Annotated in this window: 10 protein-coding genes; all 10 read right to left on the reverse strand. The window is 71.2% G+C overall.

What is annotated here, in order from left to right:
- Nucleotides 1-113: 113 nt before the first annotated feature.
- The 10 genes from ACFZDJ_RS28395 to ACFZDJ_RS28440 all read right to left on the reverse strand — a co-directional run bounded on the left by ACFZDJ_RS28395 (nucleotide 114) and on the right by ACFZDJ_RS28440 (nucleotide 14,304).
- Nucleotides 114-2,870, reverse strand: a complete 2,757-nt coding sequence (locus ACFZDJ_RS28395) for a BTAD domain-containing putative transcriptional regulator (protein ID WP_391062923.1) — start codon at nucleotides 2,868-2,870, stop codon at nucleotides 114-116.
- A gap of 3 nt (nucleotides 2,871-2,873) precedes the next feature.
- Entirely contained in the window at nucleotides 2,874-3,818 is a 945-nt protein-coding gene (locus tag ACFZDJ_RS28400) for a hypothetical protein (protein ID WP_391062927.1), read from the reverse strand.
- Between the two features lie 247 nt (nucleotides 3,819-4,065).
- A complete protein-coding gene (tkt, locus tag ACFZDJ_RS28405; protein ID WP_391062930.1) occupies nucleotides 4,066-6,144 on the reverse strand; it encodes a transketolase in 2,079 nt (692 codons plus the stop codon).
- A complete protein-coding gene (gene tal / locus ACFZDJ_RS28410; RefSeq protein WP_391062933.1) occupies nucleotides 6,137-7,255 on the reverse strand; it encodes a transaldolase in 1,119 nt (372 codons plus the stop codon). Before tal ends, tkt begins: the two co-directional genes overlap by 8 nt.
- Nucleotides 7,256-7,349: 94 nt before the next feature.
- Entirely contained in the window at nucleotides 7,350-8,378 is a 1,029-nt protein-coding gene (locus tag ACFZDJ_RS28415) for a substrate-binding domain-containing protein (RefSeq protein WP_391062935.1), read from the reverse strand.
- A 30-nt stretch (nucleotides 8,379-8,408) separates the two neighbouring features.
- Nucleotides 8,409-9,434 carry an ABC transporter permease gene (locus ACFZDJ_RS28420; RefSeq protein WP_248297516.1) on the reverse strand — a complete coding sequence of 342 codons (1,026 nt, stop codon included), beginning with the start codon at nucleotides 9,432-9,434 and terminating at the stop codon, nucleotides 8,409-8,411.
- A complete protein-coding gene (locus tag ACFZDJ_RS28425; protein WP_391062939.1) occupies nucleotides 9,431-10,975 on the reverse strand; it encodes an ATP-binding cassette domain-containing protein in 1,545 nt (514 codons plus the stop codon). Before ACFZDJ_RS28425 ends, ACFZDJ_RS28420 begins: the two co-directional genes overlap by 4 nt.
- Nucleotides 10,976-11,106: 131 nt before the next feature.
- Nucleotides 11,107-12,210: an NAD(P)-binding domain-containing protein gene (locus ACFZDJ_RS28430; protein ID WP_391062942.1), complete on the reverse strand. Its 1,104-nt coding sequence runs from the start codon at nucleotides 12,208-12,210 to the stop codon at nucleotides 11,107-11,109.
- The gene (locus ACFZDJ_RS28435; RefSeq protein WP_168516061.1) at nucleotides 12,207-12,674 is read right to left on the reverse strand and encodes an RpiB/LacA/LacB family sugar-phosphate isomerase; all 468 of its coding nucleotides are present in this window, start codon (nucleotides 12,672-12,674) and stop codon (nucleotides 12,207-12,209) included. Before ACFZDJ_RS28435 ends, ACFZDJ_RS28430 begins: the two co-directional genes overlap by 4 nt.
- Before the next feature lie 82 nt (nucleotides 12,675-12,756).
- Nucleotides 12,757-14,304 carry an FGGY family carbohydrate kinase gene (locus tag ACFZDJ_RS28440; RefSeq protein WP_391062945.1) on the reverse strand — a complete coding sequence of 516 codons (1,548 nt, stop codon included), beginning with the start codon at nucleotides 14,302-14,304 and terminating at the stop codon, nucleotides 12,757-12,759.
- Nucleotides 14,305-14,391 lie beyond the last annotated feature (87 nt).

Here is a 14,391-nt window from a genome sequence, read left to right on the forward strand (position 1 = left end):
CATCCGCAACAGCCGCCGAGAACGCCCTGCCGTCACCACCAGGCACACGCCGACAGACCGTCAGCGCGTCACAACCCGCCCGGCATCGAAGCCTGGAGCGATTCAGCCTGGTCCTAGCCGGAATGGGCGGGCACGTGCCAGACGCCGGGGCGCACCTCGATGGGGCCGCCGGACCGGAAGTCGGTGGTGAGCCAGTGGGCGAGCCGTTCGAGGAAACAGGACCAACGGCGGTCGCCTGCAGCGCGTGCGATGCCGGCGCAGGTGCTGAGTGCTTTGAGGGCGGCCGGGAGGTGGCCCTCGGCGGCCTCGGCCAGGACCAGTCCGCGCAACGCGTCGCAGGTGCTGTGCTGATGGTTCTCGGTGTGGCTGAGGGCGAGGGCCTTGGAATAGAGGTGACGGGCGGACAGAAAGTGGCCCCAGCCGTATTCGGTGTCGGCGAGGCCGATCAGGGCGAGGACCTCGCTGTGCCGGTGGGACGCCTGACGAGCGCGGCGGTAGGCCAGGTCGAAGCAGGCGGCGGCGAGGTCCGCCTGGCCTCGCTGCCAGGCCAGGCTGCCGCGGGAGCACAAGGCGATCGCCTCGGCGCGCGGGTCCCGGGCGTGCCGAGCGGCGTCCAGGGCCAGCACGCTCACCCGGGACCAGGTCTTCCAGAGGAAACCCGCCTCGCAGTAGCCGACGAGGCTCTCGGCCAGCGCGCCGGTCCAGGTCCACAGGCCCGCTTCGTGTGCCCGGCCCGTGAGGTCCGCGAGGGCGTCGCACTCCTCGCGGAACCAGAGCAGCGCCGCCGCGGCGCTGGCGAAGCCCGGCTGGTCAGGCACGATAGCGGACGGGCGGGCGGGGCGCCGGCTGGGCAGCAGGAGCCGCATGGCCCGCCAGGCATGGGCGGTGTAGGCCGCGCTGAGCCGCTCCACGGCAGCCCGGGTCCGCGTGCCGTCCGGGTCCTCGTGGGCCAGCAGTTCGGTGGCGACCGCGCCGGCGAGCCCGTTCATCCGATAGCGCACCGGTCCGTCAGGCACCGTACGGGCGTCCAGCAGTCGCGTCTGGAACAGCGTCTCCAGTGCCTTCTCGCCCCGTACGGCGTGCGGCGCGGGTTTGCCGCGGACGACGGTGCCTAATGCGGCGTCGTCACCCCACGCCGGTTTTGGGGCCGGTTCGCGAGACGGGGTGGGCTCGTCCGCAGGGTGCGGCGTCGGCTCGTCGAGCAGGGCGATCGCGGCCCATGCCTCGAAACCGCCGGACGGGGCGAGGGAGAGCAGGCCGAAGGCCCTGCGGACGTGGGACGGGAGTTCATCGGCAGCGGCCGTCAGTCGGGCGCGTATGTCGAGGTCGCCGACGGCCAGTGCATCCAGTCGGGTCGCGGGGTCCCGGAGTCGGGTGAGCAGTACGCGGGCCGGCCAGGAGGGGTGGGCTCCGAACCAGGCGGCCGCCGCGCGCAGCGCCAGGGGCAGGTGCTCACAATACGCGGCGATGGCCCCGGCCGTCTCCGGGTCCTGCCGGACGGCGTCGGCCCCCCCGCCGGCCGCACCGGACAGGAGCGCCACCGAGTCGTCCGGTGTCAGCGGCCCCAACGGCACACACACGGCGCCCTCCAGAGCGAGCGCGGGGCGCCGGGTGGTCAGCAGCAGGGTCGCATCGGTCACGGTCAGCGGGCGGACCTGCGCCTCGTGGTGGACGTCGTCCAGGACCAGCAGCACCCGGCGTCCCTCCAGCACGGTGGCCAGAAGGTCCGCCATTTCCTGCACGCCGAGCTCCGGGACGGCGTACCGTCCGGCGCGCTCGGGGGCGAATTTACGAAGCAGCAGCGCCAGGATCCGGCCGGTCGTCATGTGGCCGCCGTCGGGCGACCGGAGAGAGAGGAAGACCAGGCCGTCCGGGAAGGCACCAGCGGTGCGGTGGGCAAGTTCGGCGGCGGCGGTGGAAGTACCCACGCCGGGGCCGCCGGTGACCACGAGGATGCCGGGCCGGCGGTCGCGCAGGACAGCCTCGGCCTCGGCCAGCTCCTTGCCCCTGCCGACAAAGACCTTGGGCATACGGGGCAGGTGCCCGACGGGTGCGGTCGGTAGCGGTGCCGGGTCCGCCCCCCGCAGGACCGTGATCCCGATCGGGGCGGAGCGTGGGGTGAGGCACTCCTCGACGTGCCGGACCTCCGCCGACCGTACGATGCGCAGATGCAGCTCGCGTAGCGCCGGGCCGGGATCGGTGCCCAGTTCGTCGGCCAGCTGGGTGCACAGGGCGGCGTACCGGGCGAGGGCCTCGGATGTCTGCTGGGCACGGTAGAGGGCGACGATCAGGTGGGCGTGCAGCGACTCGCGGAGCGGGTGGGCGCGGGCCAGCGCAGTCAGCTCAGAGATGACCTGACGATGGCGGCCGAGCCAGATGTCGGCGGAGATCCGCTGTTCCTGAACGTCCAGGTGGAGCAGTTCCAGCCGGTCCACGGCGCCCCGCAGATACGTCCCTTGCGGCACGTCGGCGAGGGCCGGGCCCCTCCACAGCGCGAGGGCTCTTGTCAGTTCGCCGGCCGCCTTCTCGTATGCGCCGGCCGTGTACGAGCGGTCACCTGCGGCGCTCAGTTCCTGGAAGCAGTGCAGGTCCAGTTCACCGGCCCCCGGATCGAGCTGGTAGCCAAAGGCCCGGGTGAGGAGCGCCGTGGCACCGCCGACGGCGAGCGTCTTGCGCAGCTGGGAGACGTAGACCTGGAGGGTGCTGCGGGCGGTGCGGGGCGCTTGGGCGCCCCACAGCTCCTCGATCAGGCTGTCTGTGGACACCATGCGGCCGGCGTCCATCAGGAGGCGGGCCAGGATGGTCCGTTGCTTGGCGGCCGAGGGGACCTGCGGGTGGACCTCCAGCGGCCCCAGGAGCCGAAATCTCATCGGTCAGCAGTCCTGGGCCAGCGTGACGGTGACCGCCCCGGCCGGGCCCCCGTCTGAGCTGGACAGGACGATGCTCATCGTGGTTTCGGGGCGCCCGAGGGCATCGCGGACCACCGGGCCGGCGACCACCCGGCACCGCGCCGGCATGTCGGGGAACACCTGGGTTTCGGGGAGTTCGGCGCTCCAGCGGGTGGGTATGCAGTGGGCGGCCGAAAATCCGTGCAGTTCCGCGGCGGCGAGTACGGCGGCCTGCCGGGTGGCCTCGACGGTGATGGTGATCCGGGCCCGGGAGGTGGCCACGGGGTCGAAGGCGGTGTTGGCCGGATCGGGTGCGATGTCGGCGAGCATGACGCCGTGGGAGTCGAAGCGGGGATCGGCGAGCACCACGTTGCGCGGGTCGCAGCGGGCCACCTGGGCGGGAGCCGGCCGCCGGGAGGGCAGCCGGCGGGGCGGTTTCCCTGTGCTCTCGGGTACGGCCGCTTCCCGCAGCAGCAGGAACCCGGAGGCGTAGGGCTTGCCCTGGACCAGGAGGGTGGCGTCGCACTGCAGGGTGGCCGGTTCAGCGGGTGGAAAGGTTCCTCGTAGCCGTGACTCCATGACGGAGTGGCGCCGTTGGGTGGCGCAGCGCCAGAACTCGCCGCCCTCGACGGTCACCACGGCTCGGGCGACGGCCAGTTGACCGAGAGCGGCGAAGCATGGCACGCGGCCGGCGACCAGTTCGCAGATGCTGTGCATGGCCTCCGTGACGTAATGCAGATCGAGCGGCAGGCTGGCGCCCTCCTCGTACGGCAGTTCTGTGCACGGCAGTTGGTCGGTGAGGGTGAACCGGCAGTCGCTCGGGGAGAGTGCGCCGAACAGGAACTCCTCGGCGGCGGCGGGGATGTGCGTGATCCTCCGGAAGCGGGCGGCGGCCGGCCGTTGACGCGACAGGGCTGCGGCCGTCGTCATGGTTTGATCCTTCTCGGCGCGATGGGTCGGCAGTACGTGGGGGGTACGGCGCTGTACGCCCCATAAGATCAACCAGGCGTCCTGCCGGGCGGTGGCCGACTCGTGGATCGGGGCGCGGTACAACTGGAACCGGCGGACGGCGCCGCTCCATACGGGGAGAAGACGGCGGCCCCCCGCAGTGGGCCGGACAGCGTCTGGTCGGGGACGCTCGGCCCACGCGGGGGGACCGCGCTTGTGGGACGGGCTGTCAGCCCGCGGCGGCCAGTTGAGCTCGTGCGGCCTCGGTGACCGCTTCGGCGGTGATGCCGAACTCCGTGAGCAGAACGTCCATCGGAGCGGATTCCCCGAAGGAACGGAGCCCGACGATGGCGCCGTCCCGACCGACGTAGCGCTCCCAGCCGAAGGGAGACCCCAGCTCCACGGCGACGCGCGCGGCGACCGACGGAGGCAGCACCTCGTCCCGGTACGTGGCGGACTGGCGCTCGAACAGCTCCCAGCACGGCAGGCTCACCACGCGGGCACGGACGCCGTCGGCGGCCAGCTTGTGGAACGCCTCCAGGGCGAGGTGCACCTCGCTGCCGGTGGCGATCAGCAGCACCTCCGGGGGCTCGCCGTCGGCCGGGTCGGCGAGCACGTAACCGCCCCTGGCCAGGCCGGACGCCGGGCCGTATACCGCACGGTCCAGGGTGGGCAGGGCCTGGCGGGTGAGGGCCAGAGCAGCCGGGCGGCCGGCCTGCCCCACGATGACACGCCATGTCTCGGCTGCCTCGTTGGCGTCGCAGGGGCGGAAGACGTCCAGGCCCGGCATCGCGCGCAGTGAGGCGAGGTGCTCGATCGGCTGGTGGGTGGGCCCGTCTTCACCGACGGCGATGGAATCGTGGGTGAAGACGTGCACAACCGGCAGCTTCATGAGGGCGGAGAGCCGCAGCGCCCCGCGCGCGAAGTCGGAGAAGACCAGGAACGTCGACCAGTAGGCACGCAGCCCCGACAGGGCGAGGCCGCCCGTGACCGCGGCGGCGGTGAACTCCCGGACGCCGAAGTGGAGGTTGCGTCCCTGCGGATGGTCCGCCGCGAAGTCCCCGGCACCGTCGAAGGTCAGCGTCGTCCTGGTCGACGGGGAGAGGTCCGCCGAACCACCCAGCAGCCATGGCACGTTGCGGGCCACCGCGTTGAGCACCTGCCCGGAGGAGTCGCGGGTGGCCAGGCCCTTCGGGTCGGCGGGGAAGGTGGGGATGTCCCGCCCCCAGCCGGCGGGGAGTTCCCCGCGCCGCATCAGGCGCAGCTCCTCGGCGAGTTCCGGGTACTGCTCCGCGTACTCCTCCAGCTGCTCGTCCCAGGCGTGGCGCAGTGCTTGCCCGCGCTCGGCGATGCCGGCTGCCATGTGCGCGTATGCCTCGTCGGGCACCAGGAAGTGGGCGTCCTCGGGCCAGCCGTAGAACCGCTTGGCACCGGCGGCTTCGTCCTCGCCGAGCGGCTCGCCGTGGGCGGCGGCCGTGCCCTGCTTGGTCGGGGCGCCGTAGCCGATGCTGCTCTCGACGATGATCAGAGTGGGCTTGGTGCGCTCGGCGTGGAAGACGCCCAGCGCACGGCCGATCCGCGTCCGGTCGTTGGCGTCGGTGACGCGGGTGACCTTCCAGCCGTACGCCCGGAAGCGGGCGGCGACGTTTTCGGTGAAGGCCAGGCTCGTGCTGCCCTCGATGCTGATCCGGTTGCTGTCGTAGATCCAGCAGAGGTTGGCCAGCTTCAGATGCCCGGCGAGCGAGGCGGCTTCGGCGGCGACCCCCTCCATCAGATCGCCGTCGCCGCACAGCGCGTACGTGTCGTATCCGAACAGCTCATATCCGGAGCGGTTGTAGCGGGCCGCGAGCCAGCGGGCGGCGACGGCCATACCGACCGCGGAGGCGACACCGGTGCCCAGGGGGCCGGTGGTCGCCTCGACTCCGGTGGTCAGGCCGTGCTCGGGGTGTCCGGCGCACCGCGAGTCCAACTGCCGGAAACGCTGGAGGTCTTCGAGTGTGACGGCCGGGCGCTGGGACACCTTTCCGTCGGCGGTGACCTCCGTGACCCGGGCCAGGTGCAGCAGCGCGTACAGCAGCGCCGAGCCATGGCCACCGGAGAGGACGAAGCGGTCGCGGTTCGGCCACAGGGGGCTGGTGGGGTCGTAGCGCAGGAAGCGGTGCCACAGGGTGTGGGCGGTGGGGGCGAGCGCCATCGGGGCACCCGGGTGGCCGGAGTTCGCGGCCTGCACCGCGTCGATGGCCAGGGTGCGCAGGGTGGTGACGCACAGGTCGTCGAGGCCCTCGCCGTCGGTGAGCAGTTCAGGCATCGGGGTTCTCCTCGGCGCCGAGCACGGAGCGTATGTCGGCGGTCAGTTGTTGCCAGGAGTCCTGGAAGCGGGCGACGCCGTCGGTCTCCAGCTCCTCCGTGATCGTGTCGAGGGCGATGCCTACGGCGCCAAGCTCCTCAAGGGTGCTGCGGGACTGCTCGTACTGGCCACGCACGGTGTCGCCGCGCGGCTCGCCGTGGTCGATGACGGCGCTCAGGGTGGCGGCGGGCATGGTGTTGACGGTGTCGGGCGCGGCGAGTTCGACGACATAGCGGGTGTCGTCGTACGCGGGGTCCTTCACCCCCGTCGAGGCCCACAACGGGCGCTGCGGCTGGGCGCCGAGCGCGGCGAGCGCCTGCCAACGCTGCCCGGAGCGGACCTGCTCGTGGAGTTCGTAGGCGAGCCGTGCATTGGCGATCGCGGCCCGGCCGCGCAGTGCGCGTGTCTGCGCGGTGTCCCTCTTGTCGAGGCGTGTGTCGACGGCGGCGTCGACACGGGAGACGAAGAACGAGGCGACGGAGGCGATGCGGGAGACCTCGTGGCCCGCCTGCGCAGCGCGTTCCAGTCCGTCCAGATGTGCCTCCATCACCTGCCGGTAGCGGGCAAGTCCGAAGATCAGGGTGACGTTGACGCTGATGCCTTCGGCGAGGCAGTCGGCCACGGCGGGCAGGCCCGCGTCCGTGGCCGGGATCTTGATCAGGACGTTGGGGCGATCGACCAGCCAGTGGAGCAGCCGGGCCTCGGCCAGCGTGCCCGCGGTGTCGTGCGCAAGACCGGGAGCGACCTCGATGGAGACCATGCCGTCGACCCCGCCGGTGGCGTCGTGGATCGGACGCAGGATGTCCGCGGCGCGCCGTACGTCGGTGCAGGTGAGCAGGCGCAGGGCGTCGGCAGGGGTGGTGCCGAGCCGGGCGAGGGCGGCCAACTGGCTGTCGTAGGCGCTGCTGTCCGTGATGGCCTGGTGGAAAATCGTCGGGTTGGTGGTGACGCCGGCGATCAGGCCTTCGCCTACCTGCCGTGCCAGCTCGCCGGAGTCGAGGCGGTCTCGGCTGAGGTCGTCCAGCCAGACGGCGGTCCCCGCGTCGTTGAGCCGGCGCAGTGTGTCGTTCAAGGGTGCTCCTGTAAAAGGGGTGTCGGCATGCCCCGGGCAGGGACCGGGGAGTGGTGGGGGGAGGCCGGCTCCGGGACTGCCCCCACCGGGCGGCTCATTTCTCGTTGGCCAGGCTTCCGCTTTGCAGGTTGGCGTCGACGAGAGCGGGAAGCCGCTTGAGGAAGGCGTCCTTGCCGGTCACCACGTGGTCGAGATAGGTGGCGACGTTGGACTGGGTGATCGGCGGCATGATGTACGAGTAGTGCGTGCGGACCGTCTTCTTCTCGGTGATGCGTTGGGCCACCGCGAGACCTTCCGCGAGTTCGACCCGGCCGTGCTGCAGCGAGGAACCGATGAAGTCGCCGCTTTGGACGGCACGCAGCCCGTCCTCGATCCCGTCGATACCGACCACCGGTATCTTCTTCCCGCCGCCCTCCTTCAGCGCCTGCACCGCGCCAAGGCCCATGTCGTCGTTCTCGGAGACGAGTCCGTTGAGCTTCCCGCCGAAGCTGGACATCCAGTTCTTGACCTTGTCGACGGCCTGGTCTCGGTTCCAGTTGGCGGTGTCCTTGGCGAGCACCTTGATGCCGGGGTACTTCTTGAGCACGTTGTTGATACCGCGCGAGCGGTCCAGCTCGGGAGAGGACCCGAGGGGACCCTGCAGGATGGCGATGTTGCCCTTGCCGCCGAGCTTGTCGGCCATCATCTGCATCTCCTGCTCCCCGGCGGCGACATCGTCGGGCAGCACGGTGGCGGCCAGCGCCGAGGAGCTGGTGAGCGTCGTGTTCACGGCCACCACGGGGATGTTCTTCGCCTTGGCCTCCGCGAGCTGCGGGGCGAGCGAGTTGGCCTCGACCGGCACGATGACCAGGGCGTCCACGCCGGAGTTGACCAGCTGTTCCACCTGGGTGGCCTGGGTGCTGACATCGCCGCCGGCCGAGTTCCAGACCAGTTCGATGTTGTGGGCCTTGGCGTAGGCCTGCATGCCTTCCTTGCCCTGGGTGATGAAGGACGACATGTCATAGACGGTGACGCCGATACGGAGCTTGTGCGCCCCCGTGTCACCGGCCCCGCACGCGGCTGTCGTCACCAGCGCCATGGCGCATGCGGCGGTGCCCGCCAACCGCAGGACTCGTCTGTTCATGAGAGTTGCCTTTCTGAGGGGCAGGAGTAATCAGCGGCGTCGGCTGTTGGCCCACACGTCGACCGTGACAGCGGCGACGATGAGCACGCCCTTGATGACCTTCTGCCAGTAGGCGGGCACGACGAGGATGTCGAGACCGTTGTTGAGGGTTTGCATGAGGAAGAGACCAAGGACGGTCCCCCAGATCGTGCCGCGGCCGCCCATGAGGCTCGCGCCGCCGATGACGACCGCGGCGATCGCGTCCAGCTCGTATCCCGAGCCCAGCGTGGGCGGGCCGGACAGCACACGGGATGCCAGCATGACGCCGGACAGGCCGGCGAGCAGGCCGCTGAGGGCGTAGACGCTGAACAGCACGCGGTGTGCCTTGATGCCGGCGAGTTCGGCCGCGACCCGGTTGCCGCCGACCGCGTAGACCCGCATGCCGTACGCGGTGAAGCGCATGACCACGGCGAGGACGACGATCCCGACGATCATCACGACCACGGGCAGCTGGAGCCCGAGGATCCGGGTGCCGGCGATCTGGTTGAAGTTCGCGGGCAGGCCGTTGATGGGTGCCCCGTCGCCGATGACATAGGCCATACCCGAGGCCGCGGTGAGCATACCGAGCGTCGCCACGAACGGCGGTACGTTGAGCCAGGCGACCAGCGCCCCGTTGATCGAGCCGGCGACGAGGCCGGTGACCAGGCCGACCAGCAGGGCCGTCCACAGCCGGTCTGGATGTCCCGCGACGGTCGAGGCCGAGGCCATGGCGCTCACGGCGATCACGCTGCCCACCGACAGGTCGATGCCGCCGGTGAGGATGACGAGGGTCTGGCCGACCGCGATGAGCGCGAAGGGCGCGGCGGCGGTGGTGATCGTCTGGAAGTTGTCGAGCGTGCCGAAACGAGCGCTGCGGTAGCTGAAGTACATGACGACCAGCAGCATCACGAGGACCATCGCGTGGCTGAGCGCGAACTCCCGCAACCGCGCCGCATTGAGCCGGCGCAGTGGGGCTGCGGCTTCGGCCGCGCCGGTCGCGTGGGGCGAGTCTGTGGGCGGGGACTGTTGCGTGATCATGAAGCGTCGTCCTGGGGGTGGGGAAGGGTGGTGGAGGTGTCGTCGAGTCCGGCGGCGAGACGGAAGATGCGGCTCTGGGCGTCGGCCAAGGACAGTTCGGCGCGGTCCAGGCTGCCCGCGACGGCGCCGCCGCGGATCACGTGTACGCGGTGCGCGAGCCCGAGGATTTCGGCCATGTCCGAGGACGCCATGACCACCGCCATGCCGGAGGCGGCGAGGTCGGTGACGATGCGGTAGATCTCGCTGCGCGCACCGACGTCGACGCCGCGGGTCGGCTCGTCGAGCAGCAGCACCTTGACGTGTCCGGTCAGCCACCGGGCGAGGACGACCTTTTGCTGGTTGCCCCCGGACAGGGTGCCGACCTGCTGGCCGAGGCCCTTGCTGCGCAGGTGCACCGAGGTCATCGCCCGGTCCACGGCCGCCGTGCGTGCGCCGCTTCGCAGCCAGCCTCCGAGGCTGAAGTCGGGCAGTCGCGGGAGCGTGGCGTTGTCGAGCACACTCATCCCGAGGACGAGCCCTGCCCCCTTGCGGTCCTCGGGGACGAGGGCCATGCCCGCGCTGATCGAGGACGCAGCGTTGTGACGCCGTACCGCCGTACCGGACACCGTGATCTCACCAGCGGTGCTGGCCCGCGCACCGAACAACGCCTCGAGGAGCTCCGTGCGTCCGGCACCGACCAGACCGGCGAGACCGACGATCTCACCGGCACGGACCTGGAAGTCCACCGGCTCCGGATAGCCCGCCACGTGCAGACCGCTGACGCGCAGGGCCACTTCGTCGCCGGGGGCGGGCAGCGCCGGGAACAGGTCGTCGAGTTCGCGGCCGATCATCGCGTGGACGATCTCGTCGTCCGTGATGTCGGCACAGGGGCGGTCCTCGACGAGCGCACCGTCCCGCAGGACCACCACGCGGTCGGCGATCGCCCGGATCTCCTCCATCTTGTGGGTGGTGTAGAGCATGGCGACGCCGCGCTCGCGGAGCTTGTCGACCACGCCGTACAGCCGCTCCACCTCGTGCCCGGAGATGGCCGAGGTCGGCTCGTCCAGCAGCACCACCCGAGCGCCCCATGACGTGGTCTTGGTGATCTCGACGATCTGGCGCAGGGCCACAGTGAGCCGTCGCATCGGGGCCTGGGGGTCGATGTCGACACCGAACACCTCGAGCATCTCGCGTGCCTGAGCGGCCATCCGACGGCGGTCGAGCAGGCCGGAGCGGCGCTTGAGCTCCCGGCCGGCGAAGAGGTTCTCGTACACCGTCATGTCGAGGATCGGCGCCAGTTCCTGCGGCACGATCCCGACGCCGAGCTCACGGGCGATCCGCGCGTCCGCGAGGCGCAGCGCTTCTCCGCCCACGAGGACGTCCCCAGCGTCGGGCCTGACCTGGCCGGACACGATCTTCATCAGTGTTGATTTGCCGGCGCCGTTCTCACCGGCCAGGGCCGTCACAGTGCCGGGTTCCAGGTTCAGGGACACCCCGCGCAGGACGGGGATCCCTCCGAAGGCCTTGGCCAGGCCCCGGCATTCGAGGGCCGTATTTTTCACGGTGTCTCCCGCTGTCGGGCTGTCGTGCGTTGCGGCCGTATCGATCGATCCGGTCATCCGCGTGCCCCCTTGCTTTGGCCGGCGGCCTTGCTGCCAGCACGGGCGCCCTGGCCCTGAATGCCGGGCATGGCCTAGCGCTCCGCTGGGGAGCGCGCCGGCAGGGCGGCTCGGGCGAATGCTCCGGCCAGTTCCTCAGGACCGGCGTACGGCTCCTGACCGCTGAGCAGGTCGGCGATCTGCCGCAGCAGAGGCAGCCCGGACCAGTCGCTCAGTGCACCGAACTGGATCAGCTGGTCGACGAGTTCACGGGCGAGCAGCGCGGCGGGGACGCCCTCGACGGTCTGGCCCGCGTCCTGCATGGCCCGCAGTGCCTCGTCCGGGGCTTCGCCGGCGCCGATGCGGGTGCCGTAGACGCGGTTGCGACCGGACAGGGCGGTGACCTCGAGGTCACCGACGCCGGCGAGTCCCGTCACGGTTTCGGCACGGCCGCCGAGCAGCCCGGCCAGCTGGACCATCTCGGTGACGGCGCGGGCGAACGCCGCGGCCTGTAGGTCGTGGTAGGGCTCACCGCCGTGCTCGGCCAGTCCCTGACAGATGCCGAGCGCGATCGCGTAGACGTTCTTCAGCGCGGCGGCGATCTCGACGCCGATGAGGTCGTCGCTCTCCTCGACCGCGTAGGCCTCGGTGGCGAACAGGCCGCGGGAGCGCTCGGTGACGCCGGGCGAGCCGCACGCGTGTACGGATGCGGTGGGCCTGCGGGCGGCGACTTCATTGGCCTTGCACGGGCCGCCGATGGCGACCAGCGGCAGGTCCGGGCTGCCGTCCGGTGCGGCCTCCTGCAGCACGCTGGTCACCGCGTCGGGGAGCGTGACGATGCGGTCGTCGAGGCGGACGAAGCCCTTGGTGGTGATGGCCAGCACCTGACTGGGCCGCAGGTGCCCGGCCGCCTTGCGCAGCACGTCCACCAGGCCGTCGGAGCTGACGGACAGCACGACGTATGTGGCCCCGTCGAGGGCTTCTGCCAGCTGGCCGCTGCGGTAGGTCTTCACGCGTGGGTCGAGCGGGACCCCTGTCCGCGGGTGAGGAAGGCCCTGCGCGACGGCGTCCAGCAGTTCGTCGTCGAGCCAGGTGCCCCACAGCCGGACTTCGTGACCGTTGTCGGCGGCCGGTGCGGCGAGTGCGCTGCCCATCGCCCCCGCACCGAGGATGGTGATGGTCTCGGCGAGCCGGCTCATGCGGACTTCTCCTCGTACGTGGCGAGCTGGCGCCGCTCGACTTCGTGGATCTTGCGGACCTTGGGCAGGGAACCGCCACCGGCGAACTCGGAGGCGATCCAGTGGTCGAGGCAGATCTTGGCGTGCTCGATGCCAAGGGTGCGGGCGCCGAAACAGGCGATCTGCGCGTCATTGGACTTGCGGGCCCGCTCGGCGCTGTAGGCGTCGGCGACCAGGGCGGCGCGCACCCCGGGCACCTTGTTGGCGGTGATCGCCATGCCGATGCCCGTGCCGCACACGAGGACGGCGCGCTCGTGCTCGCCGCCGGCGACGGCCACGGCGACGCGCTCGGCGACGTCCGGGTAGTCCTCCTGCTCGCCCGAGCCGAAGTCCTTCACCTCATGTCCCAGCGCGACCAGGTGGTCGCGCAGGGCATCCTTCATCGCTGCGCCGGCGTCGTCCGAGCCGATGGCGATGGTGCTCATGTCGTTCTCCAGGAGTGGTACGGAAGGTGAGCGATGTGGCTTGTGCCGACCGCCGGTTCGGTGAACCGGCGGTGTGGTGGCCCTAGGCCTTGCCGCCGGCCGCACCGGAGGCGGCGAGCAGCGGCGGGAAGAGGTCCTTCAGCGCCGGGTACAGGCGGCGGTAGACCTGGTACAGGTCCTCGTAGCGGGAGCGTGCGATCGGGTCGGGGTCGACGGTGGCCTTGGCCCGCGCCATCCGGGCCGCCGTCTCCTCGATGTCGTCGACACCGCCGAGCCCGACGGCGGCCGCGGCGAGGACCGCCGCACCGAGTGCGGTGGTCTCGGTCTCGGCGCACACGGTGACGGGGCGTCCGGTGACGTCCGCGACGATCTGCGTCCACAGGCGGCTGCGCGAGCCGCCGCCCATCGCCAGGTACCGCTCGATGGGGATGCCGGTGTCGTCGACGACGCCGTCGGTGGTGAGCCGCAGTTCGAACGCGACGCCCTCGAGCAGGGCCCGGTACAGGTGCTGCCTGCCGTGGAAGCCGGACCAGCCGATGATCGCGCCACGGGCGTTCGGGTCCCAGTACGGGGTCTGCGCGGCGTTGAGGTACGGCAGCGCCATCAACCCGTCCGCGCCGGGCGAGACCTTGGCGGCGGCGGCCTCCATGACCTCCTCACCGGACAGTCCCAGGCCCTGGCCCAGGCCCGGCGGCGCGCCGAACTTGTCCATGAACCAGCTGATCAGATAGCTGCCGGCCGACAGCAGGGTCTCCAGGGTGTAGGTGCCGGGGACCGGGCCGCCCAGCGTGCGGTAGGCACGGGACCAGCGGTAGCTCTCCGACCAGGTGCCGGCGGCGAGGGCGGTGCCCATGTTCGCGTACATCAGTCCCGGGCGCGTGACGCCCGCGCCGAGGCCGGCGCACTGGCCGTCGCCCGCGCCCGCCACGACCGGGATGTCCGCCGGGAGGCCCAGCTCCTCGGCGATGTCACGGCTCAGTTCGCCCAGTACGGCACCGGGGGGCACGAGTTCGGGCAGCTGATCCTCCGTCAGGCCGACCGTGTCGAGCAGTTGCCGCGACCAGGTGAACGAGGCCATGTCGACCAGCCCGAGCGGGTCGGCCGAGGCCCAGCTGGTGCGCCACTCGCCGGTGAGCTTGTGGGTCAGGTAACAGGCGACATCCACCACGCGGGCGCTGCCCCGCAGGGTGTCCGGCTCGTTCTCGCGCAGCCAGAGCAGTTTGTAAAACGCCGGGGTGACGTCCGGCGGCTTCCCGGAGAGCTCATGCACGGACCGGCTGCCGTGCTCGGCGATCTGCTTGCCGGCCCGGCCGTCCAGCCACAGGATCGCCGGACGCAGCTCGTTGCCGTGCTGGTCCAGGCAGACGAAGCTCTCGCGCTGGTGGGTGATGCCGATGGCGGCGATCCGGGTGGCGTCGATCTGTGAGACCGCCTCGCGCAGCGCGCCGCGTGTGGAGTCCCACCAGTCCCGGGCGTTCTGCTCGTGCCACCCGGGGTGCGGGCGCTGCAGCGGGAACGTACGGCGCCCCTCGCTGACGGCGTGGCCCGCCTCGTCGAACACGACGGCCTTGGTCGCGGTCGTGGAGCTGTCGATACCGATGACGTACCTGCTGCCGCTGCTGTGCTCCATGTGCCCTCCTTTCCTTCTCAGTTGGGGCGGTCGGGGCGCCTGCCCTGCCGCGTCCGGCTGTCGTTGTCGTCGATGTGCGGGGGCGTC

It is taken from the genome of Streptomyces sp. NPDC007896, assembly GCF_042959425.1.
GTDB lineage: Bacteria > Actinomycetota > Actinomycetes > Streptomycetales > Streptomycetaceae > Streptomyces.

Bases quoted from the DNA above. Each gene is read 5' to 3' on its own strand.
- ACFZDJ_RS28395 (WP_391062923.1), bottom strand. From the start codon at position 2,870: ATGAGATTTCGGCTCCTGGGGCCGCTGGAGGTCCACCCGCAGGTCCCC.
- ACFZDJ_RS28400 (WP_391062927.1), bottom strand. From the start codon at position 3,818: ATGACGACGGCCGCAGCCCTGTCGCGTCAACGGCCGGCCGCCGCCCGC.
- tkt (WP_391062930.1), bottom strand. From the start codon at position 6,144: ATGCCTGAACTGCTCACCGACGGCGAGGGCCTCGACGACCTGTGCGTC.
- ACFZDJ_RS28415 (WP_391062935.1), bottom strand. From the start codon at position 8,378: ATGAACAGACGAGTCCTGCGGTTGGCGGGCACCGCCGCATGCGCCATG.
- ACFZDJ_RS28420 (WP_248297516.1), bottom strand. From the start codon at position 9,434: ATGATCACGCAACAGTCCCCGCCCACAGACTCGCCCCACGCGACCGGC.
- ACFZDJ_RS28430 (WP_391062942.1), bottom strand. From the start codon at position 12,210: ATGAGCCGGCTCGCCGAGACCATCACCATCCTCGGTGCGGGGGCGATG.
- ACFZDJ_RS28435 (WP_168516061.1), bottom strand. From the start codon at position 12,674: ATGAGCACCATCGCCATCGGCTCGGACGACGCCGGCGCAGCGATGAAG.
- ACFZDJ_RS28440 (WP_391062945.1), bottom strand. From the start codon at position 14,304: ATGGAGCACAGCAGCGGCAGCAGGTACGTCATCGGTATCGACAGCTCC.